This window comes from Microbispora triticiradicis (genome assembly GCF_005864065.1).
GTDB lineage: Bacteria > Actinomycetota > Actinomycetes > Streptosporangiales > Streptosporangiaceae > Microbispora > Microbispora triticiradicis.
The window spans coordinates 369,316-394,953 of the sequence record NZ_VANP01000002.1 but is presented as its reverse complement, the minus strand read 5'-3'; the positions used below and the strand labels follow the sequence as shown (position 1 = coordinate 394,953).

The 25,638-nt window shown below is 71.7% G+C and carries 19 protein-coding genes; 10 read left to right on the top strand and 9 right to left on the bottom strand.

The genetic code is table 11. The features are described from left to right. Window positions 1-41: 41 nt before the first annotated feature. The 3 genes from FED44_RS06800 to FED44_RS06790 are packed head-to-tail and all read right to left on the bottom strand — an operon-like array spanning window position 42 to window position 2,397. Window positions 42-1,013 carry a YihY/virulence factor BrkB family protein gene (locus FED44_RS06800; RefSeq protein ID WP_117409579.1) on the bottom strand — a complete coding sequence of 324 codons (972 nt, stop codon included), beginning with the start codon at window positions 1,011-1,013 and terminating at the stop codon, window positions 42-44. After that, a complete protein-coding gene (locus FED44_RS36280) occupies window positions 1,010-2,002 on the bottom strand; it encodes a DUF3618 domain-containing protein (RefSeq protein WP_208758862.1) in 993 nt (330 codons plus the stop codon). Before FED44_RS36280 ends, FED44_RS06800 begins: the two co-directional genes overlap by 4 nt. Further along, on the bottom strand, window positions 1,999-2,397 hold the full coding sequence (locus tag FED44_RS06790; protein WP_117409578.1) for a phage holin family protein: 399 nt from the start codon (window positions 2,395-2,397) through the stop codon (window positions 1,999-2,001). Before FED44_RS06790 ends, FED44_RS36280 begins: the two co-directional genes overlap by 4 nt. Window positions 2,398-2,837: 440 nt before the next feature. Here FED44_RS06790 and FED44_RS06785 point away from each other — a divergent pair, with 440 nt between their 5' ends. The 3 genes from FED44_RS06785 (at window position 2,838) to FED44_RS06775 (ending at window position 8,324) form a co-directional block, all read left to right on the top strand. Beyond that, the gene (locus tag FED44_RS06785) at window positions 2,838-5,240 is read left to right on the top strand and encodes a glycoside hydrolase family 48 protein (RefSeq protein ID WP_244301760.1); all 2,403 of its coding nucleotides are present in this window, start codon (window positions 2,838-2,840) and stop codon (window positions 5,238-5,240) included. 126 nt (window positions 5,241-5,366) lie between these two features. Beyond that, the gene (locus FED44_RS06780) at window positions 5,367-7,781 is read left to right on the top strand and encodes a glycoside hydrolase family 9 protein (protein ID WP_138460103.1); all 2,415 of its coding nucleotides are present in this window, start codon (window positions 5,367-5,369) and stop codon (window positions 7,779-7,781) included. Between the two features lie 132 nt (window positions 7,782-7,913). Beyond that, complete coding sequence (locus FED44_RS06775; RefSeq protein ID WP_138460102.1) at window positions 7,914-8,324, top strand: cellulose binding domain-containing protein; 411 nt, start codon at window positions 7,914-7,916, stop codon at window positions 8,322-8,324. A gap of 127 nt (window positions 8,325-8,451) precedes the next feature. Here FED44_RS06775 and FED44_RS06770 read toward each other — a convergent pair whose 3' ends face one another. The 3 genes from FED44_RS06770 to FED44_RS06760 form a co-directional block, all read right to left on the bottom strand. Beyond that, window positions 8,452-8,715, bottom strand: a complete 264-nt coding sequence (locus tag FED44_RS06770) for a hypothetical protein (protein ID WP_117409574.1) — start codon at window positions 8,713-8,715, stop codon at window positions 8,452-8,454. 131 nt (window positions 8,716-8,846) lie between these two features. Then, window positions 8,847-10,355 (bottom strand): sensor histidine kinase, encoded by a 1,509-nt coding sequence (locus FED44_RS06765; RefSeq protein ID WP_138460101.1) that lies wholly within the window; start codon window positions 10,353-10,355, stop codon window positions 8,847-8,849. Then, on the bottom strand, window positions 10,352-11,080 hold the full coding sequence (locus FED44_RS06760; protein ID WP_117409572.1) for a response regulator transcription factor: 729 nt from the start codon (window positions 11,078-11,080) through the stop codon (window positions 10,352-10,354). Before FED44_RS06760 ends, FED44_RS06765 begins: the two co-directional genes overlap by 4 nt. Window positions 11,081-11,228: 148 nt before the next feature. On the opposite strand from FED44_RS06760, the gene FED44_RS06755 reads away from it, so the two are divergent. From FED44_RS06755 to FED44_RS06745, 3 genes are read left to right on the top strand one after another with little or no spacing between them, the layout of a single operon-like run. After that, window positions 11,229-12,602 (top strand): ferredoxin reductase family protein, encoded by a 1,374-nt coding sequence (locus FED44_RS06755; protein ID WP_138460100.1) that lies wholly within the window; start codon window positions 11,229-11,231, stop codon window positions 12,600-12,602. A gap of 23 nt (window positions 12,603-12,625) precedes the next feature. Further along, window positions 12,626-13,213: an FMN-binding protein gene (locus FED44_RS06750; protein ID WP_138460099.1), complete on the top strand. Its 588-nt coding sequence runs from the start codon at window positions 12,626-12,628 to the stop codon at window positions 13,211-13,213. Then, window positions 13,213-13,977 carry an FAD:protein FMN transferase gene (locus FED44_RS06745; RefSeq protein WP_208758861.1) on the top strand — a complete coding sequence of 255 codons (765 nt, stop codon included), beginning with the start codon at window positions 13,213-13,215 and terminating at the stop codon, window positions 13,975-13,977. The genes FED44_RS06750 and FED44_RS06745 overlap by 1 nt, the downstream gene beginning before the upstream one ends. A gap of 71 nt (window positions 13,978-14,048) precedes the next feature. On the opposite strand, the gene FED44_RS06740 is transcribed toward FED44_RS06745, so the two are convergent. Continuing rightward, entirely contained in the window at window positions 14,049-15,188 is a 1,140-nt protein-coding gene (locus tag FED44_RS06740; RefSeq protein ID WP_138460098.1) for an FAD-dependent monooxygenase, read from the bottom strand. 81 nt (window positions 15,189-15,269) lie between these two features. Here FED44_RS06740 and FED44_RS37130 point away from each other — a divergent pair, with 81 nt between their 5' ends. From FED44_RS37130 to FED44_RS06725, 3 genes are all read left to right on the top strand, one after another. Further along, window positions 15,270-15,920 carry a TetR/AcrR family transcriptional regulator gene (locus FED44_RS37130; protein WP_117409568.1) on the top strand — a complete coding sequence of 217 codons (651 nt, stop codon included), beginning with the start codon at window positions 15,270-15,272 and terminating at the stop codon, window positions 15,918-15,920. Between the two features lie 148 nt (window positions 15,921-16,068). Next, window positions 16,069-19,284 (top strand): DEAD/DEAH box helicase, encoded by a 3,216-nt coding sequence (locus FED44_RS06730; protein ID WP_244301759.1) that lies wholly within the window; start codon window positions 16,069-16,071, stop codon window positions 19,282-19,284. After that, window positions 19,285-20,142, top strand: coding sequence for an SWIM zinc finger family protein (locus FED44_RS06725; RefSeq protein WP_138460097.1), 858 nt, complete (start codon window positions 19,285-19,287; stop codon window positions 20,140-20,142). 4 nt (window positions 20,143-20,146) lie between these two features. Here FED44_RS06725 and FED44_RS06720 read toward each other — a convergent pair whose 3' ends face one another. Continuing rightward, window positions 20,147-21,076 carry a diacylglycerol/lipid kinase family protein gene (locus FED44_RS06720; RefSeq protein ID WP_117409566.1) on the bottom strand — a complete coding sequence of 310 codons (930 nt, stop codon included), beginning with the start codon at window positions 21,074-21,076 and terminating at the stop codon, window positions 20,147-20,149. Between the two features lie 235 nt (window positions 21,077-21,311). Further along, window positions 21,312-24,065 (bottom strand): immune inhibitor A domain-containing protein, encoded by a 2,754-nt coding sequence (locus FED44_RS06715; RefSeq protein ID WP_244301758.1) that lies wholly within the window; start codon window positions 24,063-24,065, stop codon window positions 21,312-21,314. Between the two features lie 196 nt (window positions 24,066-24,261). On the opposite strand from FED44_RS06715, the gene FED44_RS06710 reads away from it, so the two are divergent. Further along, window positions 24,262-25,626 carry an FAD-binding oxidoreductase gene (locus FED44_RS06710; RefSeq protein ID WP_316246859.1) on the top strand — a complete coding sequence of 455 codons (1,365 nt, stop codon included), beginning with the start codon at window positions 24,262-24,264 and terminating at the stop codon, window positions 25,624-25,626. Window positions 25,627-25,638: the final 12 nt, after the last annotated feature.

The window sequence follows — 25,638 nt, the reverse complement described above, 5'->3', positions numbered from 1 at the left end:
TGCCGCCACGGCCGTAACCATACGCGGCATGGGCAGCGTCGTCAGCCGGTGCGGGACTCGCTCAGGCCCTCTTCGAGGGCGGGCTCCTTCGGGGGGTCCCGGGGGTCGACGTACGGCTCCGCGGGGGACTCGCCGTCGGCGATCCTGCGCCCGCGCTGGAGCTCGGCGTCGAGCTGGGCCCCGGTCAGGATGACGATGTTCGACAGCCACAGCCAGATGAGGAAGACGACCACCGCCGCGAGCGTGCCGTACGTCTTGTTGTAGGACCCGAACCGCGCGACGTACAGCCCGAAGCCCGCGGAGACCACGACCCAGGCCACGACGGCCAGCAGGCTGCCCGGGCTGAGCCAGCGCACACCGGGCTGGCGCACGTTGGGCGCGGCGTAGTAGAGCAGCGTGATCATGCCCGCCGCGAGCAGCACCAGGACCGGCCACTTCACGATGCTCCAGACCGTGACCGCGGCGGGCCCGAGGCCGAGCATCCCCCCGGCGATCTCGGCGAGGCGGCCGGTGAAGGTCACGGCGAGCACGGAGGCCGCCATCAGGATCACCAGCAGGAGCGTCAGGCCGACCCGGAGCGGGGTGACCTTCCAGAACGGACGGCCCTCCCGGATGTCGAAGATGGCGTTGGTCGCCCGGATGAAGGCGCCCATGTAGCCGCTGGCGGCCCACAGCGCGAGCAGCAGACCGGTGATCGCGAACACCCCGGCGGTGCCCTGGTGCTGCTGAACGTTGGCGAGGCCGGTCTGCAGCAGTTCCTGGACCGGCCCCGGCGTCAGCGACTTGACGTTGTCGAGCAGCGGACCGATGGCGTCCTGGCCCAGCAGGCCGAGGATCGACACCAGCACGATCAGACCGGGAAAGATCGACAGGACGGCGTAGTAGGTCAGCGACGCCGCCCAGTCCTGGACGTTGTCCTCCTTGAACTCCTTGGCCGTGCGCTTGGCGACTCCGATCCAGTCGCGGCGCGACAGCCTCTCCAGCGGCCCCTGCTCGTCCTCGGGGTCGGTCATCGGTGGGCGAACCTCCGGGTGAACGTGTTGTGCTTCGCGGTCGCGAACACCCGGCCTCCGCGCATCGCGCGGGTCCCGCCGAACATGCCCTTGCCGAACGCGCTCTTTCCCGCCATGCCCTTGCCCGGCATGCTCTTCCCGAACATGCTCGCGCCGCCGAACTTGCCCTTTCCGCCGAACATGCCCTTGCCGAACGCGCTCCGGCCGGACATGGCCTTTCCGCCGAAGACACCCCCGCGGCCGAACATGCCCTTCCCGCCGAACATGCTCCTGCCGGGCATACCCATGCGGGACATCGCCCGGCGGCCGCGCATGCCGGTCCTGCCGTACAGGCGGATCCGCGCGGGCAGGCCGGCCTTCGCGGAGAGGCTCCGCCTGCCCGTCACGCCCCGCTTGCCCAGCAGGCCCGGACCGCTCAGGAAGATCGGCACGCCGAGCCCGGTGGTCTTCGCCGTACGGCCCCTGCCCCCGGTCATCCGGCGCAGCAGCAGCACCGCGCCCCCGGCGGCGGCGACCGCGCCGGCGGCGGCCACGAGGCCCGGACCGGTTCTGACCTGCTCGCCGGCCCGGCCGGCCGCCTCACGCATGTGCGTCGGGGCGGCCTCACGCACCCGCCCGGCCACTCCGGTGGCCCTTGCCCGCGCCGCCGTCATGGTCGCGTGCATGCGCTCCTGCGCCCGGCCCTTGATGTCCGCCTTCGCGGCCAGGGCCTCGATCGTGTCCCCGAGATCGTCGCGGGTGCGCTCGATGTCCCGGCGCACCTCCGAGATCTCGTCGTGGCCCTTGTCGTGCTCGCCGCCTCTCCTCCCGGTCTCGGTCTCGGTGCCCCCCGTCGTGTCCCGCGCCGCGGCGACGGGCTCCGGGCCGGGCCTGGCCTGCCGTACGGCGTTGAGCGACTCGGTGTCGGTGACCGGCTCTGACACGTCCTGTCTGTGCACTCCCACGGTCCCGGCGTTGGGCCGGGCCGCACCGGGGTCGGTCTCGGTCATCTGCGCGCACTCTCCTTCATGACGTCGATGTCTGCCTTGAGGCTGCGCATCGCCTCGTCGGGAGTGGGCGGCGCCGCCCGGGACATCTGCTCCTTGCCCACCAGGGCGAGCAGCCCGGCGATCGCCAGCAGCGCGGCGCCCACGATCAACGCGGCGGCCCAGGCCGGCAGGATCAACGCGAGCGCCAGGATCGCCGTGGCCACGAGGGCACCCCCGCCGAGCAACGCGACGACGCCGGCGGCGCCGAGCAGGCCGGCGCCCATGCCGGCGCGCTTGCCCTTGCGAGTCATCTCCAGCCGCGCCAGTCGCAGTTCGTCGCGGATCAGCCGGGAGACGTCCTCGGACAGCCGGCGGACGAGATCGCCCGTGGACGGCGACTCCTTCTGGATGGTCATGGCCTGCCTCCCTTCCAGGTTGGGAAGCGCCTACCCGCAGCCAAGAGCCCTAACCACCACCGTCCCCGGGGTGAACGGAGAGACCGGAACAGATGAAAGTTTCAGTTCAGTACGCACACGTTTTTTGTCACAGGCGGGCAAAAGGCCAGCAAGGGGCCTCGGCTCACGGCACCGTACGGCCACGGGGTGAGGCTCCGGCAACGCGTCATTGACATACCGGGGGCCCAATCCACAATCCTGATGTGGGAGCGCTCCCATCGTATCGGTTCAGATCCACCCCTGCCCGCATCGGCTGTCGAATCCGCTACCTGGCACTTCTTCAGCCGATGCTTCCCACCCCTATTCTTTTTGGAGACCCCCCGCAAATGCGAACGAGAGCTCTTAGCACGGGAGCGCTCCCACGATCGCGGAGACGGATCGCCCTGCTGGCGGCCGCCACCGTGTCCGGTGGCCTCCTCGTCGGGCTGACGCAGACGCCTGCGTCCGCCGCCGTGGCCTGTGATGTCCAATACGCGCTCAACTCCTGGGGTTCGGGCTCCGGCGGTTTCACCGCCAGCCTGGACATCAAGAACCTTGGCGACCCGATCAGCAGCTGGACGCTGAAGTTCAACTTCCCGAACGGGCAGAAGCTGTCGAACGGCTGGTCGGCCAACTGGAGCCAGAGCGGCGCCACCGTCACGGCCACGAACATGTCGTGGAACGGCAACCTCGGATCCGGCGCGATGACCAACGTCGGGTTCCAGGGAACGTGGACCGGCAGCAACAACAAGCCCGCCTCGTTCTCCGTCAACGGGGTGACCTGCGGGGCCGTCGTGAGCCCGTCCCAGTCTCCGTCCCAGTCGCCCTCGCAGTCGCCGTCCCAGTCCCCGTCCCAGTCCCCGTCGCAGTCGCCCTCGCAGTCGCCGTCGCAGAGCCCCTCCGCGTCGCCGTCGACGAGCCCCAGCACCGGGCCGGACAACCAGTACGTCAAGAACTTCCTGACGATGTACAACAAGATCCACGACCCGGCCAACGGGTACTTCTCGCCGCAGGGCGTGCCGTACCACTCGGTCGAGACGCTGCTCGTGGAGGCGCCGGACCAGGGCCACGAGACGACGTCCGAGGCCTACAGCTACTACCTGTGGCTGGAGGCGATGTACGGCAAGGTCACCGGCGACTGGTCGAAGTTCAACACCGCGTGGCAGTCGATGGAGAAGTACATCATCCCGGCGCGCGCCGACCAGCCGACGAACGACAAGTACGACCCCAGCAAGCCGGCGACGTACGCGGGTGAGTGGAACGACATCTCGGGGTACCCGTCCAAGCTCGACAGCGGCGTCAGCGTCGGCACCGACCCGATCGCGAACGAGCTGAAGAGCGCGTACGGCACCTCCGACATCTACGGCATGCACTGGCTGCTGGACGTCGACAACACCTACGGCTTCGGCCGCTGCGGCGACGGCACCACCAAGCCGGCGTACATCAACACCTACCAGCGCGGCCCCGAGGAGTCGGTCTTCGAGACCATCCCGCAGCCGTCCTGCGACACCTTCAAGTTCGGCGGCCCCAACGGGTTCCTCGACCTGTTCACCGGTGACGCGTCGTACGCGAAGCAGTGGAAGTACACGAACGCGCCGGACGCCGACGCCCGCGCCGTCCAGGCCGCCTACTGGGCGCTGACCTGGGCGACCGAGCAGGGCAAGCAGTCGCAGATCTCCACCTCCGTCTCGAACGCGGCGAAGATGGGCGACTACCTGCGCTACTCGATGTACGACAAGTACTTCAAGCAGCCCAACTGCACCAGCACCTCCTGCCCGGCGGGCACCGGCAAGAACGCGTCGAACTACCTGCTGTCCTGGTACTACGCCTGGGGCGGCGCGACCGACACGTCGGCCGGATGGGCGTGGCGCATCGGCTCCAGCCACAACCACTCGGGTTACCAGAACCCGCTGGCGGCCTGGGCGCTGTCGAACGTCAACGCGCTGAAGCCCAAGGGCTCGACCGCGGTCACCGACTGGTCGACCAGCCTCACCCGGCAGCTGCAGTTCTACAAGTGGCTGCAGTCGGCCGAGGGCGGCATCGCCGGCGGCGCGACCAACAGCTGGGAGGGCCACTACGCCGCCCCGCCGTCCAGCCTGCCGAAGTTCTTCGGCATGGCCTACGACTGGCAGCCGGTCTACCACGACCCGCCGTCCAACCAGTGGTTCGGCTTCCAGGCCTGGAGCATGGAGCGCGTGGCGGAGCTCTACTACGCCAGCGGCAACACCGACGCCAAGGCCATCCTCGACAAGTGGGTCGCCTGGGCGCTGGCGGGCACCACGGTGAACTCCGACGGCACCTACCAGATCCCCTCGACGCTGGTGTGGACCGGTCAGCCGGACGCCAGCTTCAGCGGCACCGGGATGCCGCCGGCCAACACCGGCCTGCACGTGAGCATCCGGGACTACACCGACGACATCGGCGTGGCCGGTTCGTACGCCAAGGTCCTGATGTTCTACGCGGCCAAGTCGGGCAACGCCCAGGCCAAGGCCACGGCCAAGGCTCTCCTGGACGGCATCTGGAAGAACAACCAGGACGCCAAGGGCGTGTCGGTCAACGAGACCAAGACCGACTACAACCGCCTCGACGACCCGATCTACGTCCCGTCCGGCTGGAGCGGCAAGATGCCGAACGGTGACCCGATCAACAGCAACTCGACCTTCATCTCCATCCGGTCCTGGTACAAGAACGACCCGGACTGGCCGAAGGTCCAGTCGTACCTGAACGGCGGCTCCGCGCCGGTCTTCCGCTACCACCGCTTCTGGGCGCAGACCGACGTGGCCACCGCGCTCGGACAGTACGGCCTGCTCTTCCCGAATGGCTGAGCACGCCGTGTAGGCCGGGGTGCGGTGTCGCCTGACCCTTCACCGCACCCCCAGTAAGCCGGGGCGCGGCGGCGCCTGACCCGCCGCCGCGCCCTCGACCCCCCCACCTATGCGAGGCACACCTTCATGCGGCGTACGTTCCCGGCTCTGGCGGCGCTGATCATCTCCTCGGCGGTCGTCCCGGCCGCCGTCCCCTCCACCGCCGCGGCGGCCCCGGCGTACAACTACGCGGAGGCCCTGCAGAAGTCGCTCTTCTTCTACGAGGCCCAGCAGTCCGGCAAGCTGCCGTCCACGAACCGCGTCTCCTGGCGCGGCGACTCGGCCCTGAACGACGGCAAGGACGTCGGCCTCGACCTGACCGGTGGCTGGTTCGACGCGGGCGACCACGTCAAGTTCGGCCTGCCGATGGCGGCGAGCACGACGATGCTGGCGTGGGGCGCGGTCGAGTACCGCGACGCCTACACCTCGTCCGGGCAGATCTCCTACCTGCTCAACAACCTGCGCTTCGTCAACGACTACTTCGTCAAGGCCCACCCCTCCCCGAACGTCCTGTACGGGCAGGTCGGCAACGGCGGCGACGACCACAAGTGGTGGGGACCGGCCGAGGTGCTGCCGATGGCCCGGCCCGCCTACAAGATCGACTCCTCCTGTGGCGGCTCCGACCTGGCCGGCGAGACCGCCGCCGCGATGGCCGCCTCCTCGATGGTCTTCCGGCCCACCGACGCGACGTACGCCGACAAGCTGCTGACACACGCCAAGCAGCTCTACACCTTCGCCGACACCGTGCGGGGCAAGTACAGCGACTGCATCACCGACGCGGCCGGCTACTACAAGTCCTGGAGCGGGTACAACGACGAGCTGGTCTGGGGCGCCATCTGGCTCTACCGCGCCACCGGCGACTCCTCCTACCTCGCGAAGGCCGAGTCGTACTACGCCAACCTCGGCACCGAGCCGCAGTCGACGACCAAGTCGTACAAGTGGACGATCGCCTGGGACGACAAGTCGTACGGCTGCTACGCGCTGCTCGCGAAGCTGACCGGCAAGCAGCAGTACGCCGACGACGCCAACCGCTGGCTCGACTGGTGGACGGTCGGCGTCAACGGGCAGAAGGTCGCCTACTCCCCCGGCGGCCAGGCCGTGCTCGACCAGTGGGGGTCGCTGCGTTACGCGGCCAACACCGCCTTCGTCGCCCTCGTCTACAGCGACTGGCTGACCGACGCCACCCGCAAGGCGCGCTACCACGACTTCGCCGTCCGCCAGATCAACTACGCGCTCGGTGACAACCCACGCAAGTCATCGTTCGTGGTGGGCTTCGGCGCGAACCCGCCGCGCAACCCGCACCACCGGACCGCGCACGGCTCCTGGTCCGACAACCTCAGCGAGCCGGCGCAGAGCCGCCACATCCTGTACGGCGCGCTCGTCGGCGGCCCGACGTCGGCCAACGACGCCTACACCGACAGCCGCAGCGACTACACGATGAACGAGGTCGCCACCGACTACAACGCCGGCTTCACCAGCGCGCTGGTCCGGCTGGTCAAGGAGTACGGCGGCACTCCGCTGGCCGGCTTCCCCGGCACGGAGACCCCGGACGGACCGGAGATCTACCTGCAGGCGTCGGTCAACGCCACGGGCTCGACCTTCACCGAGATCAAGGCGCTCGTCGTCAACCACTCGGCCTGGCCGGCGCGGGCGCTGAGCGACGGGTCGTTCCGCTACTACTTCACCCTCGATGGCGACACCACGCCCGGCCAGATCACGCTGAGCTCGGCCTACACCCAGTGCAAGCAGCCGACCGGCCCGACGCAGTTCTCCGGGAAGATCTACTACGTCACGATCGACTGCTCGGGCCAGGTAGTCGCGCCGCAGGGGCAGTCGCAGTCGCGGCGCGAGGTCCAGTTCCGGATCGCCAGCTCGGGCTCGTGGGACCCGTCGAACGACTGGTCGTACAAGGGCGTCGCGACGACGCCGGGGTCCACGCCGGTGACCGTGGAGAACATCACGCTCTACTCGGGCTCGAACAAGATCTGGGGCAACGCGCCCGGCACGGAGCAGTCCCCGTCGCCGAGCCCGTCCGCCAGCCCCTCCCCCTCGCCGAGCCCGTCGGTCTCCCCGTCCCCGTCCCCGTCCCCGTCCCCGTCCCCGTCCCCGTCGCCCAGCCCGACGCCGACCTGCCCGCCGTCGAACACCGGTGACTGCGAGCCGCCGTTGTCGCCGTCGCCGTCGCCCAGCCCGAGCCTGTACAAGGCGTGCACCGCCACGTACAAGCTCACCAGCTCCTGGCAGGGCGGCTTCCAGGCCGACGTCACGGTGAAGAGCTCCGGCACCACGGCCATCTCCGGCTGGACGGTGACCTGGGCGTTCCCGAACGGCCAGACCATCTCCCAGTTGTGGAGCGGCACCGTCAGCCAGAGCGGTTCGATCGTCAACGTGAAGAACCTCTCCTGGAACGGAAACCTGGCCGCCGGCGCCACCACGAGCTTCGGCTTCACCGGCAACGGCACCGGCGTCGTCCCGTCCTCCGTCAACTGCTCAGCCGCGTAGCCCCTCCCACGGGCTCGCCCACAGTCGCCCGCCTTCCCCAGTCGGACCCCTCTCTGGGGAAGGCGGGCATCCACCTTTCTCCTGGCAAGTCGGCACCATCCATACGGACATGACCGAGGGAAGGAAAGCACGATGATCAGGACGACAATCGCCGCGGCGGCGCTGGCCCTGGCGTCCGTGGGGACCGCGGCGGCCACGGCCGCTCCGGCCGCCGCCGACTCGCTCGGCTGCACGGCGACCTACGTGATCAGCAGCGTGTGGGGTGGCTCGCAGAGCTACGGCGCACTCGCGCAGGTGACCGTGCGCAACAGCGGGTCGTCGGCCATGAAGGGCTGGCGCGTGTCGGTGCGTTACACCGACGGCACCGTCGTCAACCGGGTCGGAGGAGCCGTGTCACTCCCGGTGATCGGCCTGCCGGGCATCTACGCGTTCGGCAACGAGAGCTACAACGGCGCCCTCCCGGTGGGCGGCTCGACCGTCTTCAGCCTCCTGACCAGCGGGGGCGGAGGCGCCGCTCCCGCCGTCACCTGCACGCCCTCATGACCGGCGCCTGACGGCGGCAACCACACGACGATCCCCCCGGGAGGCCTCCTCCCGGGGGGATCGTCGTCATGCGCTGTGTCGTGTGACACGTCGGAAACGGTTCACCAAGCCACGTCCGCCGGCCCCGTCACCAGGCCTCCGGCGGCAGGTTCACGTCGCCGACACGGTCGTAGATCACGGTCTCGTCCGCAAGCCTGACGACCACCACACGGCGGGCCAGCCCCGCTCTCTCCAGCGCCTTCGCGGACTCCACCGCGTTCTTCGCGTAGTGGTAGCGGTCACGGCTACCGGTGTACGGGCTCTCCCTGTCGCACCTGACCTCGTAACGGTCGTCAGGCCACGGATGGGCGAGCCCGTCCAGGTTGCGGCGCTCGATAGCGGTCGCGGTCATTGCACACCTCTCTTATCGCGGGGACCCCCGCTCAGAAAGACCCCCCTGCCCCCCATTCATCCAAGTATTCCTCATATGCAACATATGTTTCATACGACCCCCTCGAATGGGGGTTCGAGGTCAGCAGGGTGTCACGCGGAGGGCAGGCTCACCCGGAAGACGGTGCGTCCGGGGCGGCTCTCGACGTCGACCGTCCCGCCATGGGCGGCCACGACCGCCCGGACGATCGCGAGCCCGAGGCCGCTGCCGCCGGAGGCGCGCGAGCGTCCCCTGTCCGCGCGGACGAACCGTTCGAAGACCTCGCCCTGGAGGTCCGCCGGGATGCCCGGGCCGTCGTCGGTCACGGTCAGCTCGACCCGTCCGGAACCGGGGCCGGACCCGCCCGGCGCCCCTTCACGTACCGCCCCTTCACGTACCGCCCGATCACGCAGCGCCACGGTGACGGTCGTGCCGGGCGGGGTGTGCGCGCGGGCGTTGCCCAGGAGGTTGACGACCACCTGGTGCAGCCGGTCGGGGTCGCCGGGGACCGTCACGGGTTCCTCGGGCAGGTCCAGCCGCCAGTGGTGGCCGGGAGCGTAGACGCGGGCGTCACCGGTGGCGTCGATCACCATCCGGGTCAGGTCCACCTCCTCACGGGCGAGCGGCCGGCCCGCGTCGAGCCGGGTCAGCAGCAGCAGGTCGTCGACCAGCTTGCCCATGCGGGACGACTCCGCGTCGGCGCGCTCCAGGGCGTGGCGCACGCTCCCGGGCACCTCCGCGGGGTCGCGCCGGGCGAGCTGGACGTGGGCGCGGACGGTCGCGAGCGGTGTGCGCAACTCGTGACTGGCGTCGGCGGCGAAGGTGCGCATGCGTTCCTCGCTGGCGTGGCGGTGGGCCAGCGCCTGCCCGACGTGGCCGAGCATGCGGTTGAAGGCCAGCCCCACCTGGCCGATCTCCGTACGGGGGTCCTCGTCGGGCACCCGGTCGGGCAGCGCCACCTCGCCGTCCGACAGCGGCAGGCGGGCGACGCGCCGGGCGGTGGCCGCGACCCGGTCCAGCGGGCGCAGCGAGAGCCGCACCCACACGGCCCCGGCGACGCCGGTCACGAGCACGACGACGGCGAACACCGCGATCTCGGCCAGTTGCAGGCGGCGGACCGTGTCGTGCACGTCCGCCAGCGGCAGGCCGGTGAGGAGGACGTCCCCGCCGGAGCTCCGCACGGCCATCAGGCGATACCGCCCGAGCCGCGACAGGTCCAGGGTGTGCCCGGCGCCGTCGGGCGGCACGGAGGCCAGCGCCCTCTCGTCGGCCGCCGGCAGGGACGGGTCGGCCCGGCCTACCACGGCGGGCGTGCCCACCTGGCCGTTCACGACCCGGACGCCGAGCGTGCCGGGCGCCTGCCCCCGGGTGTCCCCGCGCTCGGCGAACGGGTTCCGCCCGTCGTACCCGTGGGGGTGCTCCTCGCGCTCCTCGTGCTCCAGGCTGGCCGCGTACCGGCCGGCCTGCATGCCGAGCTGCTGGTCCACCCGGTCCACCATGAACCGTTCGAGCAGCAGGGAGGACGCGGTGCCCGCCGCCGCGCAGGCCAGCACGAGCAGCACCAGCGTCCCGGCGACCAGCCGGGCCCGCAGTGTGCGCGGCGGCCCCACCCGTACTCTCACGGCTTGAGGACGTATCCGACGCCCCGCACGGTGTGGATCAGGGCGGGGCGCCCCGCGTCGATCTTCTTGCGCAGATAGCTGATGTACAGCTCGACCACGTGCGCCTGCCCGCCGAAGTCGTACGACCAGACCCGGTCGAGGATCTGCGCCTTGCTGAGCACCCGCCGGGGGTTGCGCATGAGGAAGCGCAGCAGCTCGAACTCGGTCGGGGTGAGCTCGACGAGCTCTCCACCCCGGGTCACCTCGCGGGCGTCCTCGTCCATCACGAGGTCGCCGACCGTGAGCCGGTCACCCTCGGCCGTACGCGCCATCCCGGCGCGGCGCAGCAGCCCGCGCAGCCGGGCTAGCACCTCCTCCAGGCTGAACGGCTTGGTCACGTAGTCGTCCCCGCCCGCGGTGATCCCCGCGATGCGGTCCTCGACGGAGTCACGGGCGGTGAGGAACAGCACGCAGACGTCCGGGGCCTCCGTCCGGAGGCGGCGCAGCACCTCCAGCCCGTCGAAGTCGGGCAGCATCACGTCCAGCAGCACCGCGTCCGGCTGGAACTCCCGGGCGGTGCGCACCGCCGACGCGCCGTCGCCGGCGGTGCGCACGTCCCACCCCTCGTATTTCAGGACAGCGCCCAGGACCTCGACGAGGTCGGGCTCGTCGTCGACCACGAGGACGCGCACGGGCGTCCCGTCGGGGCGGACCAGATCAGGCAGGCCGTTCGATGTCGTACGCATGATGATGCCAGGGTCCTCCCCACTGCTCCGGCGCTTCCTCTGAGAACGTTCTGAGAATCCTATGAAGGCTCCCGGCGTGCCCCTGTTCATAGGAAAACAAGAGGTTCGGTTGGCACCGTGAGTCGCGTACGAGGAAGGGGAGGCACCTTTGACCACGACCTTCGCCGGCCGGGCGGCGGCCACGGGCCACGCGCAGCCGCCGCCACGAGGGGTGCGCGCCCGCCCGGAGGCGGTCCTGGCGGTCGTCGCCGCGGGGACGGTCGCCGTGGCCGGCCTGTGGTGGGCGCACACGCCCGCGGTCGCCGGCCTCGACGGCCGGCTGACCAACGCGGGCCGGGTCACCGGGCTGCTCGCCGCGTACGCGATCGCCGTCCTGCTGGCGTTGATGGCCCGCGTCCCGGCGCTGGAGCGCGGGGTCGGCGCCGACCGGCTCGCCCGCTGGCACTCGATGGGCGGCCGCTACGTGGTCGGCCTGTCGGTCGCCCACATGCTCCTGATCACCTGGGGTTACGCGGTGACCGAGCACACCGACGTGGTGCGCGAGACGGTCACGCTCAACCTGACCTACCCGGACGTGCTCAAGGCCACGGTGGCGCTGCTGCTCCTGGCGGGCGTCGGCGTCGTCTCCGCCCGCCGGATCCGTCCGAAGCTGCGCTACGAGACGTGGTTCCACCTGCACTTCTACACCTATCTGGCCACCTGGCTGGCCTTCGGCCACCAACTGGCCACCGGCGAGGAGTTCATCGGCGACCGGCCCGCGCAGGTCGCGTGGTACGCCCTCTATCTGGGCGTCGCGGCGCTGCTGGTCTGGTACCGCTTCCTCACGCCCGTACGGCTGGCCCTGCGCCACCGGCTCAGGGTCGCGCGGGTGGTGCGGGAGGCGCCCGGCGTCGTCAGCGTCCACGTCACGGGACGGCGGCTCGACCGGCTGCGGGCAGAGCCGGGCCAGTTCTTCCGCTGGCGGTTCCTGACCCGGGACCTGTGGTGGTCCCCCAACCCCTATTCGCTGTCGGCCCCGCCGCGGAACGGCGAACTGCGGATCACCGTGAAGGACCTGGGCGACCAGAGCCGCTCGCTCGCCGGGCTGCGGCCGGGCACCCGCGTGCTCGCCGAGGGGCCGTACGGCGCCCTCACCGGGCGGGCGCGCCGCGCGCGCAAGGTCCTGCTCGTCGCGGGCGGCATCGGCATCACCCCGCTGCGCGCGCTGTTCGAGGCCCTGCCCGCCGCCCCCGGCGACCTGACCCTCCTCTACCGGGCCCGTGACGCGGGAGACCTCGTCCTCCGCGCCGAACTGGAGGAGATCGCGGCGACGCGGGGCGCGACCCTGCACTACTGCGTCGGCCCCCGCGCCCTCGTCGGCGACCCCTTCAGGCCCGAGACGCTGGCCGCGCTCGTGCCCGGCCTGCGCGACCACGAGGCGTACGTCTGCGGGCCCGACGGGATGACCACCGCCGTCGTCGCCGCGCTGCGCGCCGCCGGAGTCCCCCGCCGCCGCGTCCACCACGAATCGTTCGAGTTCTGAACCATCCCCGGATTGGAAGTTCCATGCGCAGAGCCATTCTGGCCGTGCTCGCGACCGCCGTCGGCCTCGTGCTGCTGCTGTCGTTCAAGCCCCATGAGGTGATCTCGCCCGCCGCGCGCCCCGCCGCCGTGGCCGAGGGGACCGGCCCCGGGGCCGACGACGGCGACGGCGACGGGGACAGGGGCGAGGACGGGGGCCGCTTCGGCCGGGGATTCCCGGACTCCTCCGGGCCCCGGGATGCGCAGACCCAGGAGACCCAGTCCCAGGAGACACAGTCCCAGGAGACACAGGGCGGCTGGAGCGGGGCGGGAGCCACCGCCGGCGCCACCAGCGGGGAGAAGACCGTCACCGGTGACGCCGCCGACACCCGGTGGGGGCCGGTGCAGGTGGAGATCGTGATCTCCGGCGGGAGGATGGCCGGGATCAGGGTGCTGGTGGCCCCGCAGAACAACCACCGGGACATCGAGATCAACAACGAGGCGCTGCCGATCCTCGACGAGGAGGCGCTGTCGGCCCGGTCGGCCCAGATCGACGTGGTCTCCGGCGCCACCTACACCAGCGACGGCTACATCCGCTCGCTGCAGAGCGCCCTCGACAAGGCCGGCCGCTGATGCGTCACATCGAGCACGTCATGGGCACCGTCTTCTCCTTCGACATCCGCGACTCCGACGGGCGCCACTCCGACCCCGGGCCGTACGTCGCGGAGGCGGTGGCCTGGCTGCACCACGTGGACGAGGTCTTCTCGACGTACAAGCCGGACAGCGCGGTGAGCCGCCTGAGCCGGGGCGAGATCACCCTGACCGGCTGCCCGGCGGAGGTGGCGGACGTCCTGCGCCTCTGCGAGTCGGTCGTGCTGGTCTCCCACGGCTACTTCACCCTCCATCCCCGGGGCCGCCTCGATCCCTCCGCCCTCGTCAAGGGCTGGGCGGTCGAGCGCGCCTCGGCCATCCTTCGCGCGGCGGGCGCCGCCGACCACTGCGTGAACGGCGGCGGGGACGTCCGGCTGTCCGGCTCGCCCGCGCCCGGCCGGTCCTGGCGGGTCGGCGTCGCCCACCCGCTCCGGCCGGGCGAACTCGCCGCCGTGGTGTCGGGGACCGACCTCGCCGTGGCGACCTCGGGCACCGCCGAACGCGGCGCGCACGTCGTCGACCCGCACACGGGCCGACCGGCGGCCGGGCTGGCCTCGGTGACGGTGGTCGGGCCCGATCTCACCCTGGCCGACGCGTACGCCACGAGCGCCTTCGCCATGGGCGCCGCGGCCAGAGACTGGGTGGAGGGCCTGCACGGCTACGAGGCCTTCGCCGTCACCTCCTCCGGTGCCACCTGGCGCACCTCCGGCCTCCACCCCCGGAGCCGTGGCCTGACCACGACCTGACCTCGGTGCGCCGTCGCCGCACGCCCGCCGTCATCGACGGCGAGAAGGTACGCGAACTCAGGATGTCCGCGTCATCGGGCGAGGGCCTGCTTGAGGCGGGTGGCGGCGACCACGGCGGGCCACAGGCGGGTGGCGAGGTTGCGGGCGAGGATGCCGCCTCGCGTGGCGGGGGCCAGGAGCGCCGACGCCTGGCCGACGGCGCGCTGCCTGGGCTCGACCAGGCGCCGGTGGACGGCCTCGTACCGGCCGAAGGCCGCGCCGGGATCGCCGGGATGGGCGGCCAGCGCCTCGGCGAGGGTGAACGCCCCCGTCATCGCCAGCGTGGAGCCGTCGCCGAACAGCGACACGCAGGAGGCGGCGTCGCCGAGAAGCGCGACTCTGCCCTTCCACCAGCGGGGCAGGCGCACCTGGCTGACGGAGTCGAAGTAGAGGTCGTCGGCCGTACGCACCCGTTCGAGCAGTTCCGGCGCCCGCCAGGACACGTCCGCGAAGGCGGCGGTCAGCATCCGCTTGTGCTGCCCGGTGTCGCGGTGGTCGAACCCGGGCTCCGCCGGGCTCCGGTAGAGGAAGAACGCGCCCGCGGACATGGGGCTGACGGCGACCGCCTTGCCGGGGGCGTTGTGCATGAGGATGTCCCGGCCGGACCCGGCCACCGCCTCGACGCCGAGCGGTGTCGTCGCGACGTACAGGCCCATGTGGCGCACGAAGCCGTTCTCCTGGCCGAACGTCAGGCGCCGCGTCACCGAGTGCAGGCCGTCGGCGCCGATCACCAGGTCGAAGCGGCGGGAGCCGGCGCGCTCGAAGGTGACGTCCACGCCGTGCTCGTCCTGGGCGAGCCCCGTGACGGAGTCGTCGAAGAGGAACTCGGCGTCGTCGCGGCTCGCCTCGTACAGGATCGACGCGAGGTCGCCGCGCGGCACCTCGACCTCGCCCGGCCGCTGTACGGCGCGCATGTCCATCCGGGCGACCCGCCTGCCCGCCGCGTCGACGAAGCTGACCCCGGTCGTGCCGGTGGCGGCCTGGTGCAGCCGGGGCAGGACGCCCATCCGTTCGGCGACCGCGACGGCGGCTCCCCTGACGTCCACGGGGTTGCCGCTGGACCGCACCTCTCCCGCGCGTTCCACGACCGTGACCTTGAACCCGTTCCTGGCCAGCCAGTAGGCCAGCGTCGGCCCCGCGATCCCGGCCCCCGAGATGAGCACCGCGCTCATGACACACCCCCTAACCGGAGGAATTTCCTCCGCATGATGACGGTATCCTAACCGGAGGAAAATCGTCCAGATCCTCTTGAGGTGACCGTGGAGAAAGGGCTGCGCGCCGACGCGCGCCGCAACCGGGATCTGATCGTCGCCGCGGCCCGTGAGCTGTTCCTGGAGCAGAACGTCGACGTGCCGTTGGAGGAGGTCGCCCGCCGGGCGGGCGTGGGCGTCGGCACGCTCTACCGCCGCTTCCCCGACCGGGACGCGCTGCTGCGCGCCGTCGGCGAGGAGAGCCTCCGCCGCCTGGCGGACCTGGCGGAGACCGCCGGGCGGGAGGAGCCGGACGCGTGGCACGCGCTGTGCCGCTTCCTGCGCGGCGCGGTCGCCCTGCGGCTGGGCGTGCTCGCCGCGAAGCTCGATCCCCTCCTGCACCAGCGGCTGCGCGTCGGCGCCGACCTGCGGGAGATCCGGCAGGGGGTCGCCGCCGCGGTCCTGCGGCTGACCGAGCGGGCGCAGGCGGACGGCGCACTGCGCGCCGACATCGGTCCCGGCGACATCGCCCTGCTGATGACCCTGCACGTCTACACGCCACCGGCCGTGCTCGGCGAGGAGGCCATGGCGCGGATGGTGGAGATCATGCTGGACGGCCTGCGCGCCGACCGGAGATCACCCCTTCCCGGGGCTCCGCTCGACGCCGACGCCCTGCGCCGCTACACCACGGTCGACGGCACTCCCCCCGGTTGACGGCCGGCCCCAGCAGTACGACAAACCGTCACAGATCATCAGTAATCAAGGAATTTCCGGTCGCCGGTCGTCGCTGGACGCTCAGGTTCCAGCGAACGTACGGCGCCGGAGGCGCTGCTAGCGTTCCGGGGTGGCGGGAGGAGACGGTGTGCTCGTGCTACACGCGGCCTGGGACGGCGGGCGGCTTGTGCTCTGGGCGGAGGAGACGGCCGGCGCGGAGCCGGTGACCTCCAGGGCCAAGGTCCGGCCCCATCCCTTCGCCGCCCCGGCGAGCGCCCTCGTCGCCGCGCTGCCGGGCTGGGGGGAGGCGGCGGCCGAGGCGGCCGGAAAGGCCGCGCTGGGTGAGGTGGTGCTGCTCCTGCCCGGTTCGGCGTCCGGTCCCCTGCCCTCACCGGAGACCGGGTTGCAGGTCCGCGCGCGCCGGGCCGGGATCAGGCCGTGGCGGGTGCCCGCCCTGCTGGCCGACGCCGGCGCGGCGATGCGCTTGCTGACCACGCTCGGCGAGGCGGCCCACACACCGGCGGAGTCGCCGGAACCGGACGACCGCCTCGCCGACATGCTCCCCGGGCCGTCCCTGCGCTATCTCGCGGTCGTCGCGGCCCACGCCAGGGAGCTGGTGCGGCGGGGCAGGGTGCTGCCCCAGCTCGTCACCGAGCACGGCGGCTACGCGGCCCGCTGGCGGCCGGTGCTGACCGGCCCGCACGCCGACCGCTTCCGCGAGCTCGCCGCCGCGATGCCGCCGGTCTGCCGGGCCGTGGAGGAGGAGCGCCCGTCCGCCCACGTGCTGATGGAGGCGCTGGCGGGCCTGGCCGACGCCGCCGTACGGCAGGCGCTGCCGGAGCGCCTGCTGGGCGGGCACCGTCCGGGGCGGCGCGCCCCCCTGGCCGACCGGTGGACGGTGGCCCTCACCGGCGATGAGGCGGACCTGCCCGGGGCCGGCCGGGAGGAGGCGGAGGCGCTGGCCCGGCCGCTGCAGGAGTGGTTCCGGGCGGCCCACCAGCTCGACGGCCCGGTCAGGGTGTGCTTCCGGCTCGTCGAGCCCGAACCTGAGCACGAGCCCGAGCCGGAGCCGGAGTTCGAGCCGGAGTTCGAGCCCGTGTCCGGTCCCCGGCCCGGCTCCGCACCGGTCGCGGGCCCGGCCGTCGCCGCCGGGTACGCCGCGGCCCACACGGGCGCTGCGACCGGAACAGACACGGCGGCCCACGCGGACGGCGGCAGGTGGCGGGTGGAGTTCGCGCTCAAGTCGGCCGAGGACCCCAGCCTCTACCTGCCCGCTTCCCTCGTCTGGACGGGCGAGACCCTGCCCGGTCTGCCGGGCCTTCCCGGGCGGCCGGACGAGACGCTGCTCGCCGGTCTGGGCCGGGCGGCCCGCCTCTATCCGAGGATCGACGACGCGCTCCGGGAGGCCCGGCCGGCGCACGTCGACCTCGACGTCGAGGGCGCCTTCCACTTCCTGCGCCACGCCGCGCCGCTCCTCCAGTCGGCCGGGTTCGGCGTGCAGCTCCCCGCGTGGGCGGGCCGCGCCCGGCTGGGCCTGAAACTGACGGCCCGGTCGCGCTCCGGGCCGGGCGCCGCCGCCGACCAGGGGTTCGGGCTGGCGCAGCTCGTCGACTTCCGGGCCGAGCTGGCCGTCGGCGACGAGACGATCAGCGAGGCGGAGCTGGCCGAGCTGGCCCGGCTCAAGGTGCCGCTGGTCCGGCTGCGGGGGCAGTGGGTCGAGCTGGACGCCCGGCAGCTCGGGGCCGCGTTGAAGGCGGTGGAGCGGCGCGGATCGGGCCAGATGACGGTCGGCGAGGTCGTCCGCGAGGTGGTGCACGGCGGGGACGACGACCTCCCTCTGGTCGGGGTGGACGCCGACGGCCTGCTCGGCGACCTGCTCTCCGGCGAGGCCGACCGCCGTCTCGAACCCGTGGCGACCCCCGCCGCCTTCCACGGCACGCTCCGGCCGTACCAGGAGCGGGGTCTGGCCTGGCTCACCTTCATGTCCCAAATCGGACTCGGCAGCATTCTCGCGGACGATATGGGACTTGGTAAGACTCTTCAGACATTGTCCCTTCTTCTGCGCGAACGCGAGGAAGAAGAGCGGGCGGGGGCGACGCTGCTGGTGTGCCCAATGTCGTTGCTCAGCAACTGGCAGAAGGAGGCCGCCCGGTTCGCACCGTCGCTGAAGGTCTACCTCCATCACGGCTCAGGCCGCCTGCGCGGCGCGGAGCTGGCCGAGCGGGTCGCCGCGGCCGACATCGTCCTCACCACCTACGGCACGGCGTTGCGCGACCGCGACGTCCTCGCCGGGTTCACCTGGGCCCGGGTCGTCTGCGACGAGGCGCAGGCCGTCAAGAACTCTGCCGCCCGGCAGGCGCAGGCCGTACGCTCCCTCCCGGCGCGGACGAGGCTGGCGCTGACCGGCACGCCGGTCGAGAACCATCTGGCGGAGCTCTGGTCGATCATGGAGTTCTGCAACCCCGGCCTGCTCGGACCGGCGAGGGCCTTCCGCGACCGCTACCAGGAGCCGATCGAACGGCACGGCGACGAGGCGGCGACCGCCGCGCTCAAGCGGGCCACGGGACCGTTCGTGCTCCGGCGCCTCAAGACCGACAAGACGATCATCTCCGACCTGCCGGACAAGATGGAGATGAAGGTCTGGTGCACGCTGACCCCGGAGCAGGCGAGCCTCTACCAGGCGGTGGTCGAGGACATGATGGGCCGGATCGCCGGCAGCGAGGGCATCGAACGGCGCGGGAACGTGCTGGCCGCGATGACCCGGCTCAAGCAGGTCTGCAACCACCCAGCCCACCTGCTCAAGGACGGCTCGCGGCTGGCCGGGCGGTCGGGGAAGCTCGCCCGGCTGGAGGAACTGGCCGAGGAGATCGTGAGCGAGGGCGACAAGGCGCTGGTCTTCACGCAGTACGCCGAGTTCGGCTCGATGCTGCAGCCCTACCTGGCGGCGCGGCTCGACCGCCCGGTGCTGTGGCTGCACGGCGGGCTGCCGAAGAAGACGCGTGACGCGCTGGTGGAGCGGTTCCAGACCGATGACGAGCCGATGATCTTCCTGCTCTCGCTCAAGGCGGCGGGCACCGGGCTCAACCTGACCGCCGCCAACCACGTCGTGCACGTGGACCGGTGGTGGAACCCGGCCGTGGAGAACCAGGCGACCGACCGGGCGTTCCGCATCGGGCAGACCCGGAACGTGCAGGTCAGGAAGTTCATCTGTGCGGGCACCCTGGAGGAGCGGATCGACGAGATGATCGAGCGCAAGCAGGCCCTGGCGGAGAGCGTCGTCGGGACGGGCGAGGACTGGATCGCCGGGCTGTCCACGGCGGAGCTGCGCGAGCTGTTCCGCCTGTCCCCCGAGGCGGTGAGCTGAGTGCCCGCCGGACGGGACGGCTGGTTCGAGGCCGCGCGGCCCATCAGGGTCGACGGCGGCATCAGGGCGCGCTCGAAGCGGGGATCCATCGGCGAGCAGTGGTGGTCGCGGCGTTTCGTCGACGTCCTCGAGCTCATCTGCGACGCGGGCAGGCTGAGCCGGGGGCGCGCGTACGCGCGGCGGGGCCAGGTGCTCGACCTCGACCTCGGTCCCGGCCTGGTGAAGGCCAGGGTGCAGGGCTCCCGCCCGGAGCCGTACGACGTGCGCGTGCGGATTACAGCGTACGGCGCGGACGATTGGGCGGAGCTGACCGGGGCGCTGGGCGCGCGGGCGGTGCACCGCGCCAAGCTGCTCGCCGGGGAGATGCCGCCGGAGATCGAGGACGTCTTCGAGCAGTGCGGACTGCCGCTCTTCCCGGGCGAGCGCGGGCTGGACATGGAGTGCTCCTGCCCCGACTGGGGGTTCCCCTGCAAGCACCTGTCCGCGGTGCTCTACCTGCTGGCCGAGGCGTTCGACGCGGACCCGTTCCTGGTGCTGGCCTGGCGGGGCATGGCCAGGGACACGCTGCTCGACGCCCTCCGCCACACCGGCGGGCAGACCGGCGGGACGGGCGGCGGGACGGGCGGCGGGACGCCGGCGCCTCTCGACGTGACCGACGTCCCGTTCGCGGAGCGGGTCGGCGACTTCTACGATTCGGGCGTCTCGCCGGCCCGCCTCGGCCCGCCGGCCGATCCCGGCTCGCCCTCCGACCTGCTGCTGCGCGCGCTGGACCCGCCGCCGGTCAAGGCCAGGCACATCCCGCTGCTCGACCTGCTGCGGCCCGCCTACCGGGCCTTCGCCGCCGAGGAGGACGCGTAGCGGATCAGGTGTCCACGAAGTCCTGCGGGACCATCACCCGCAGTCCGTTGGGGATGCTCTTCAGCACCAGCGGGGTACGCAGCCGCACCTCGCCGTCGATGTCGGCGGCCAGCGGCGGGTCGGTCTCCAGCAGCATCTCCTGGCCGGTGACGAACGGGCCGCCCGCGAGGCTGGTCCATTTGCCGGTGGTCGCCCGTACGAGCGTCTCCCCGAGCAGCCGCAGCCGCTTGCCCGAGCCGAGCTGGTAGGCCACCAGCCTGCGGTTGTCGATGCTGACGTCCCTGGCGATCTGCCAGCCGCCGTGGAACCGCCCGTTGGCGATGTTGAGCTGGTGGGTCAGCAGCTCGTGGCGTTTGCCGTCAACGGTGATGTACGCGCGGAACGGCCGGTGCCCCGGCAGGATCGTGAGCGCGGTCAGCGGGTAGGCGGCCCGGCCGAGCATACGCTTGACCCATGGCCTGACGGTGCCGGCCACCTCGACCGACACGCCGAAGCTCGCGAGGTTGGCGAACGGCCGGTCGCCGCACATCCCGAGGTCGATGTCGGCCACCTTGCCTCCGCTGAACACGCCGATCGCCCCGGCGAGATCGAGCGGCAGCCCGAGGCTGCGGGCGAAGTTGTTGGTGGTGCCGAGGGGCAGCACGCCGAGGGCGACGTCGCGGCCGGCCACGTGCCTGACCGAGCTGCTCAGCGTGCCGTCTCCGCCGCCGACCACGAGGAGGTCGGGCCCGGCGTCGAGCGCGCGGGTGAGCACGTCGCGCAGCCGGGAGGGGTCGGTCACCGGATGGACGCCGGTGAGCCGGAAGTCCCCGTCCTTCAGCAGCCGCAGCACCTCCGCGTAACGGCGGCGGCCTCGCCTGGACCTGGTGTTCACGACGACGGCGGCCTTCCGGTCCCGGTGGATGGCCGCGGTGTGATCCGCCTTGCTCCGCACGCTGACATGCTAGGGGCCGCCGGGCGCGGGCGCGCATCGCCGCCGGCCGTTCCCGGCCCCGGATCGGGACGCCGGGACGCCCCCCGGCATGGACGTGCCCGGCACGCCGTCCATGAACGGACGGCGGCCGGGCACCGTGACCATGCACCGTGGCAGGGCTCGTGACCATGCACTGTGACCATGCACTGTGGCCACACCACGGGCTGCCGGGTGGCGTCACGCCACCCGGCGGCCGTTACTTCTTGGCGGGAGTGATCTGGACGACCGCACCCAGGTTGAGCGGAAGCGGGCTGACCAGCTTGATCTGCACACCGAGCTGCTTGCCCTCGTCACCGGGGTTGCCGCTGCCGAGGATCGCGCCGCCGATGTCGGTGCCGTAGAGGTCGGTCGCCGGCGTGCCGTCGGGGTTGACGATCCTGGTCGAGTACGGCTGGTTGTCCTTGGACGGGATGACCACGGAGGCGTCGCGGTGGCGGTAGTACAGGCTGCCGTCGCGAAGCTCCAGGCCGGGGTACCAGCCCTTGGCGTCCGTGAACTCCTTCACCGCGGGCTGCTTGCCGAACGAGGTGCAGTACTCCGTGAACGGCTCGCCCTCGACGCACTCCTTGAACGGGTACGTTCCGGCGAAGTTGAACGCGGCGTTCGACGACTGCGGGCGCGACGGGAGGTTCTTCAGCGTGCTCGGGTCGTGCGCCGCCGCCTCGCCCGTACGGCGCAGCGGCTCGTAGTGCGAGTCGACGAGGAGCAGCTGGCCCTTCGGGCCCACCGACGGCAGGTCGAACGTCGTGTCGGACACGTTGTTGTTGCCCTGCGAGGTGTCGCGGTACCAGACGAGCAGGCCCGGGGCGTTGTAGGCGATCTTCTCGACCTTCCACGCGCCGTCGCGCAGCCAGGTCGTGTCGTACGCGTACTTCAGGCCCTGGTCGAACCCGTCGAAGTTGCGCCACTCGGCGAGGTAGTACTGCGCCGCCTGCACCCGGCCGGGGTGGATGATCCAGCCGCCGCCGGTGGTGTCGGTGAACGTGCCCTTGACGGTCGTCCAGCCGTTGGCGCCGCCCTCGACGTCGTCGGTCCAGACCGCCGTGGCGCCGTTGGTGACCGAGAAGTCGTCGTTGAACCAGCCGCGCTCCACGGAGGCCGCGTCCGTGTTGTACCGGAAGCGGATCTGCACGGTCTTGCCGGCGAACGGCGCGAGGTCGGCGTACAGGTGGTGCCAGCCGCCGCTCTCGCCGGTCAGGCCGTACTTCTTGCCGCCGTAGTCCTTCATGCGGCCGTTGGGGTCGGTGTAGTCGTCACCGGTGCTGACGAGCGTGCCGTCCTCGTCGAAGATCTTCTGCTCGGCCCAGGTGGCGCCGCCGTCGGCGGAGACCTCGAAGAAGCCGTAGTCCCAGTCGGCCTCGATGCCCCAGTCGCTCCACCAGCGGAACTTCACGTCCGAGCCGGCCGGCACGGCGACGGTGCGGACGAGCTTCTGGTCGGCCCAGTTCTGGTCGCTGTTGGACCACCACATGTTCGACCCGCTGTGCGGGGTGGACATGATGTTCAGCTTGTCCGGCAGGTTGATCCGTACGCCGTCCTCGGTGCCCTTCGGCGTCCGGGAGGCCTGCCCGATCACGGCGAGCTGCTTGGCCGCGCCCGGCTCGATGATCTTCGGGTTGGCCCAGCCGAGCACCCACTTGTCCCAGATGCTCATGTGCGTCGGCAGGGACTGGAAGATCGGCCCGGAGTGCGAGCCGCTCGACATCAGGTCCCAGAAGTCGACGTCGGAGTCGCCCGCGCCGGTGGTGTCGTACAGGTCCGGCAGACCGAGGTCGTGGCCGTACTCGTGGGCGAACACGCCCACGCCGGAGTCCTCGGGCTGGAGGATGTAGTTGGAGATCTTCTTGCTCGTGCCGGGGATCGTGTAGCCGCCCGCCACGTCGCTGGAGTGGGCCCACAGGGCGAACGTGCCCTCGTTGCCGCCGCCGCCGGACTTGTCCTCGCCCGCGTGGATCAGCACAAGGTGGTCGATGACGCCGTCGGGCTCGTCGAAGTTCCCGTCGCCGTCGGCGTCGGAGACGTCCTCGACGTCGTAGTCGGCCCAGGGGAACGAGGGGTTCGTCTTCACCAGGGTGTCGACCGCGTCGACCGCGAGCTGGGCGGCGCCGCGCGGGTTGTCCGGGTGGCCGGTCATGTCCTGGGGGTAGGTGCCGCACTTGCCGGCGCCGTACCACGCCTCGGAGTGCGGGACCTTCAGCCAGCCGACGGCCTCGCCGGTGACGGTGTAGGCGCCCTTCGACAGCTCCTCGTACATGTTCTTCATGGTGGAGCCGGAGATGTCGATGCCCTTCTTGCCGTCCCGGGGGTCCTTCAGGTCCGGCCGGACCCGGGTCGTGATCCCCTTGGAGGTGTAGAGCATGTTGTTGTAGTGAGCGGTGTTGAAGTCCGCCACCCACATCGAGTTGTTGTCCTTGCCCCCGCCACCGGCCGTCGCCGGGTTGGGGATGTGGTTGTGGAGCGGGCCGTTCAGCTTGGTGCCGGCCGGCTCGGTCACGCAGTCGTTGACGTCGTCGGTCGTCTTCGGGTGCGACCAGCCGGAGAAGTCGTCGTTGGCCTGGTCGTTGAACTCGACCAGCAGCGTGAGCAGCTTGGCGGTGCGGGTCGTCTTCGCCTTCTTGTAGATGAAGTCGAAGGGGTTCTTGCCGGTCCTGATCGCCTGCTTCTCGTGCTGCGCCAGCACGCGCGCCGCGACGGGGTTGCCGGCCGCGAACTTGTGGTCGATCGCCGCGGCGAGGGCGGCGGTGCGCTTGGCCCCCTTCGGCGGGACCTTCTCCTCGGTGGTGGTGAAGTCGCCCTGCACACGCGGCGGTGCGTAGTTGATGTAATGGTCGGTGGCCGACGGCTGGTAGCCCGCCGTAGGCGCCGCCGCCGCACCGGCCGCGGCCAGACCTCCTGCCGCCAGCCCGAGCGCGGGCACGATCGCGGCGAGACGCCGGATTCTCTTGGACAACGAGATCCCTTCCCGTCCGGGTTCCCCGGACACCATGCACAGCGCGCCGGGATGAGCGCGCATGCGGGACCTTAGACGAGGGGGTAAAGGGATCGTAAAGAGCCGCCATGCATGGTTGTCAAAATGTGATGTGTACCAATATCCGTTAGTAATTCCGGTTGCGACCCAATATCCGGTCATGTCGTACAGTCCAGACGTGACCGAAGCGACCTCCGCGCCGGCCTCCGGGCTGGCCTCCGCGCTGCCGGACGGGCTCGTCCTCACCGACCCCGACGTCATGGACGCCTACGCGCGGGACCGCACGTTCGCACCGCCGGGCAAGCCGCTCGGCGTGGTGCTCGCGCAGTCGCGCGACGACGTCGTGGCCACGCTGCGCTGGGCGAGCGCGCACCGGGTGCCGGTGGTCCCGCGCGGCGCCGGCACCGGCCTGGCGGGCGGGGCGACGGCCGTGGACGGCTGCGTGGTCCTCTCCCTCGCGCGGATGACCGCGATTCGGGAGCTGTCGCCGCAGGACGAGATCGCCGTCGTGGAGCCCGGGGTCATCACCGCCGACCTCGACCGGGCGGCCCGCGCGCACGGGCTGATGTACGCCCCCGACCCCTCGTCGTACGAGATCTCCACGATCGGCGGCAACCTGGCGACCAACGCGGGCGGCCTGCGCTGCGTCAAGTACGGCGTGACCCGCGACTCGGCGCTCGGGCTGGAGGTGGTGCTGGCCGACGGGCGGGTGCTGAACACCGGCCGCCGCACCATGAAGGGGGTCACCGGTTACGACCTGACCGGCCTGTTCGTCGGCTCGGAGGGCACGCTCGGCGTGATCACCGCCGCCACGCTGCGGCTGCGGCGGGCGCCGCGCGAACTGTCCACCGTCGCGGCCGAGTTCACCTCGCTGCGCGACGCCGCCGCGGCCGTCGCCGCGATCATCGCCGAGGGCTGCCAGCCGTCGATGCTCGAACTGCTCGACCGTACGACCCTGCGGGCCATCGACGACTGGAAGAACATCGGGCTGGAGCCGTCCACCAGGGCCATGCTCATCGCGCAGGCGGAGGGCCCGGCCGACGAGTCCGCCGCCCGGATGGCGGAGCTGTGCGCCGCGGCGTCGTTCGTCGCGGTGTCGTCCACGCCGGAGGAGGCCGCCGAGCTCGTCGGCGTCCGGCGCCTCGCCTACCCGGCCAAGGAGCGCCTGGGCCAGTGCCTGGTGGAGGACGTGTGCGTGCCCCGGTCGGCGCTCCCCGAGATGATCACCGCGATCGAGGAGACCGCCGCCCGGCACGGCGTCCTGATCTCGACGGTCGCCCACGCGGGGGACGGCAACGTGCACCCGGTGTTCGTGTTCGACCGCGGCCTGGCCGAGCCGCCGCCCGAGGTCTGGGCCGCGGCCGACGAGGTGTTCCGCGCCGCGCTCGCCCTCGGGGGGACGCTGACCGGCGAGCACGGCGTCGGGCTGCTGAAGAAGCGCTGGCTCGGCCTGGAGACCGGCCCGGTGGCCGCCGAACTGCACCAGGGCATCAAGCAGGTCTTCGACCCGCTGAACATCCTCAACCCCGGCAAGGCCATCTGACGGCCGTTCCCG

Coding starts and splice junctions, on each gene's coding strand:
- FED44_RS06790 (WP_117409578.1), bottom strand. CDS start 2,397: ATGACCATCCAGAAGGAGTCGCCGTCCACGGGCGATCTCGTCCGCCGG.
- FED44_RS36280 (WP_208758862.1), bottom strand. CDS start 2,002: ATGACCGAGACCGACCCCGGTGCGGCCCGGCCCAACGCCGGGACCGTG.
- FED44_RS06770 (WP_117409574.1), bottom strand. CDS start 8,715: ATGACCGCGACCGCTATCGAGCGCCGCAACCTGGACGGGCTCGCCCAT.
- FED44_RS06800 (WP_117409579.1), bottom strand. CDS start 1,013: ATGACCGACCCCGAGGACGAGCAGGGGCCGCTGGAGAGGCTGTCGCGC.
- FED44_RS06740 (WP_138460098.1), bottom strand. CDS start 15,188: ATGAGCGCGGTGCTCATCTCGGGGGCCGGGATCGCGGGGCCGACGCTG.
- FED44_RS06745 (WP_208758861.1), top strand. CDS start 13,213: ATGCGTCACATCGAGCACGTCATGGGCACCGTCTTCTCCTTCGACATC.
- FED44_RS06780 (WP_138460103.1), top strand. CDS start 5,367: ATGCGGCGTACGTTCCCGGCTCTGGCGGCGCTGATCATCTCCTCGGCG.
- FED44_RS06750 (WP_138460099.1), top strand. CDS start 12,626: ATGCGCAGAGCCATTCTGGCCGTGCTCGCGACCGCCGTCGGCCTCGTG.
- FED44_RS06760 (WP_117409572.1), bottom strand. CDS start 11,080: ATGCGTACGACATCGAACGGCCTGCCTGATCTGGTCCGCCCCGACGGG.
- FED44_RS06775 (WP_138460102.1), top strand. CDS start 7,914: ATGATCAGGACGACAATCGCCGCGGCGGCGCTGGCCCTGGCGTCCGTG.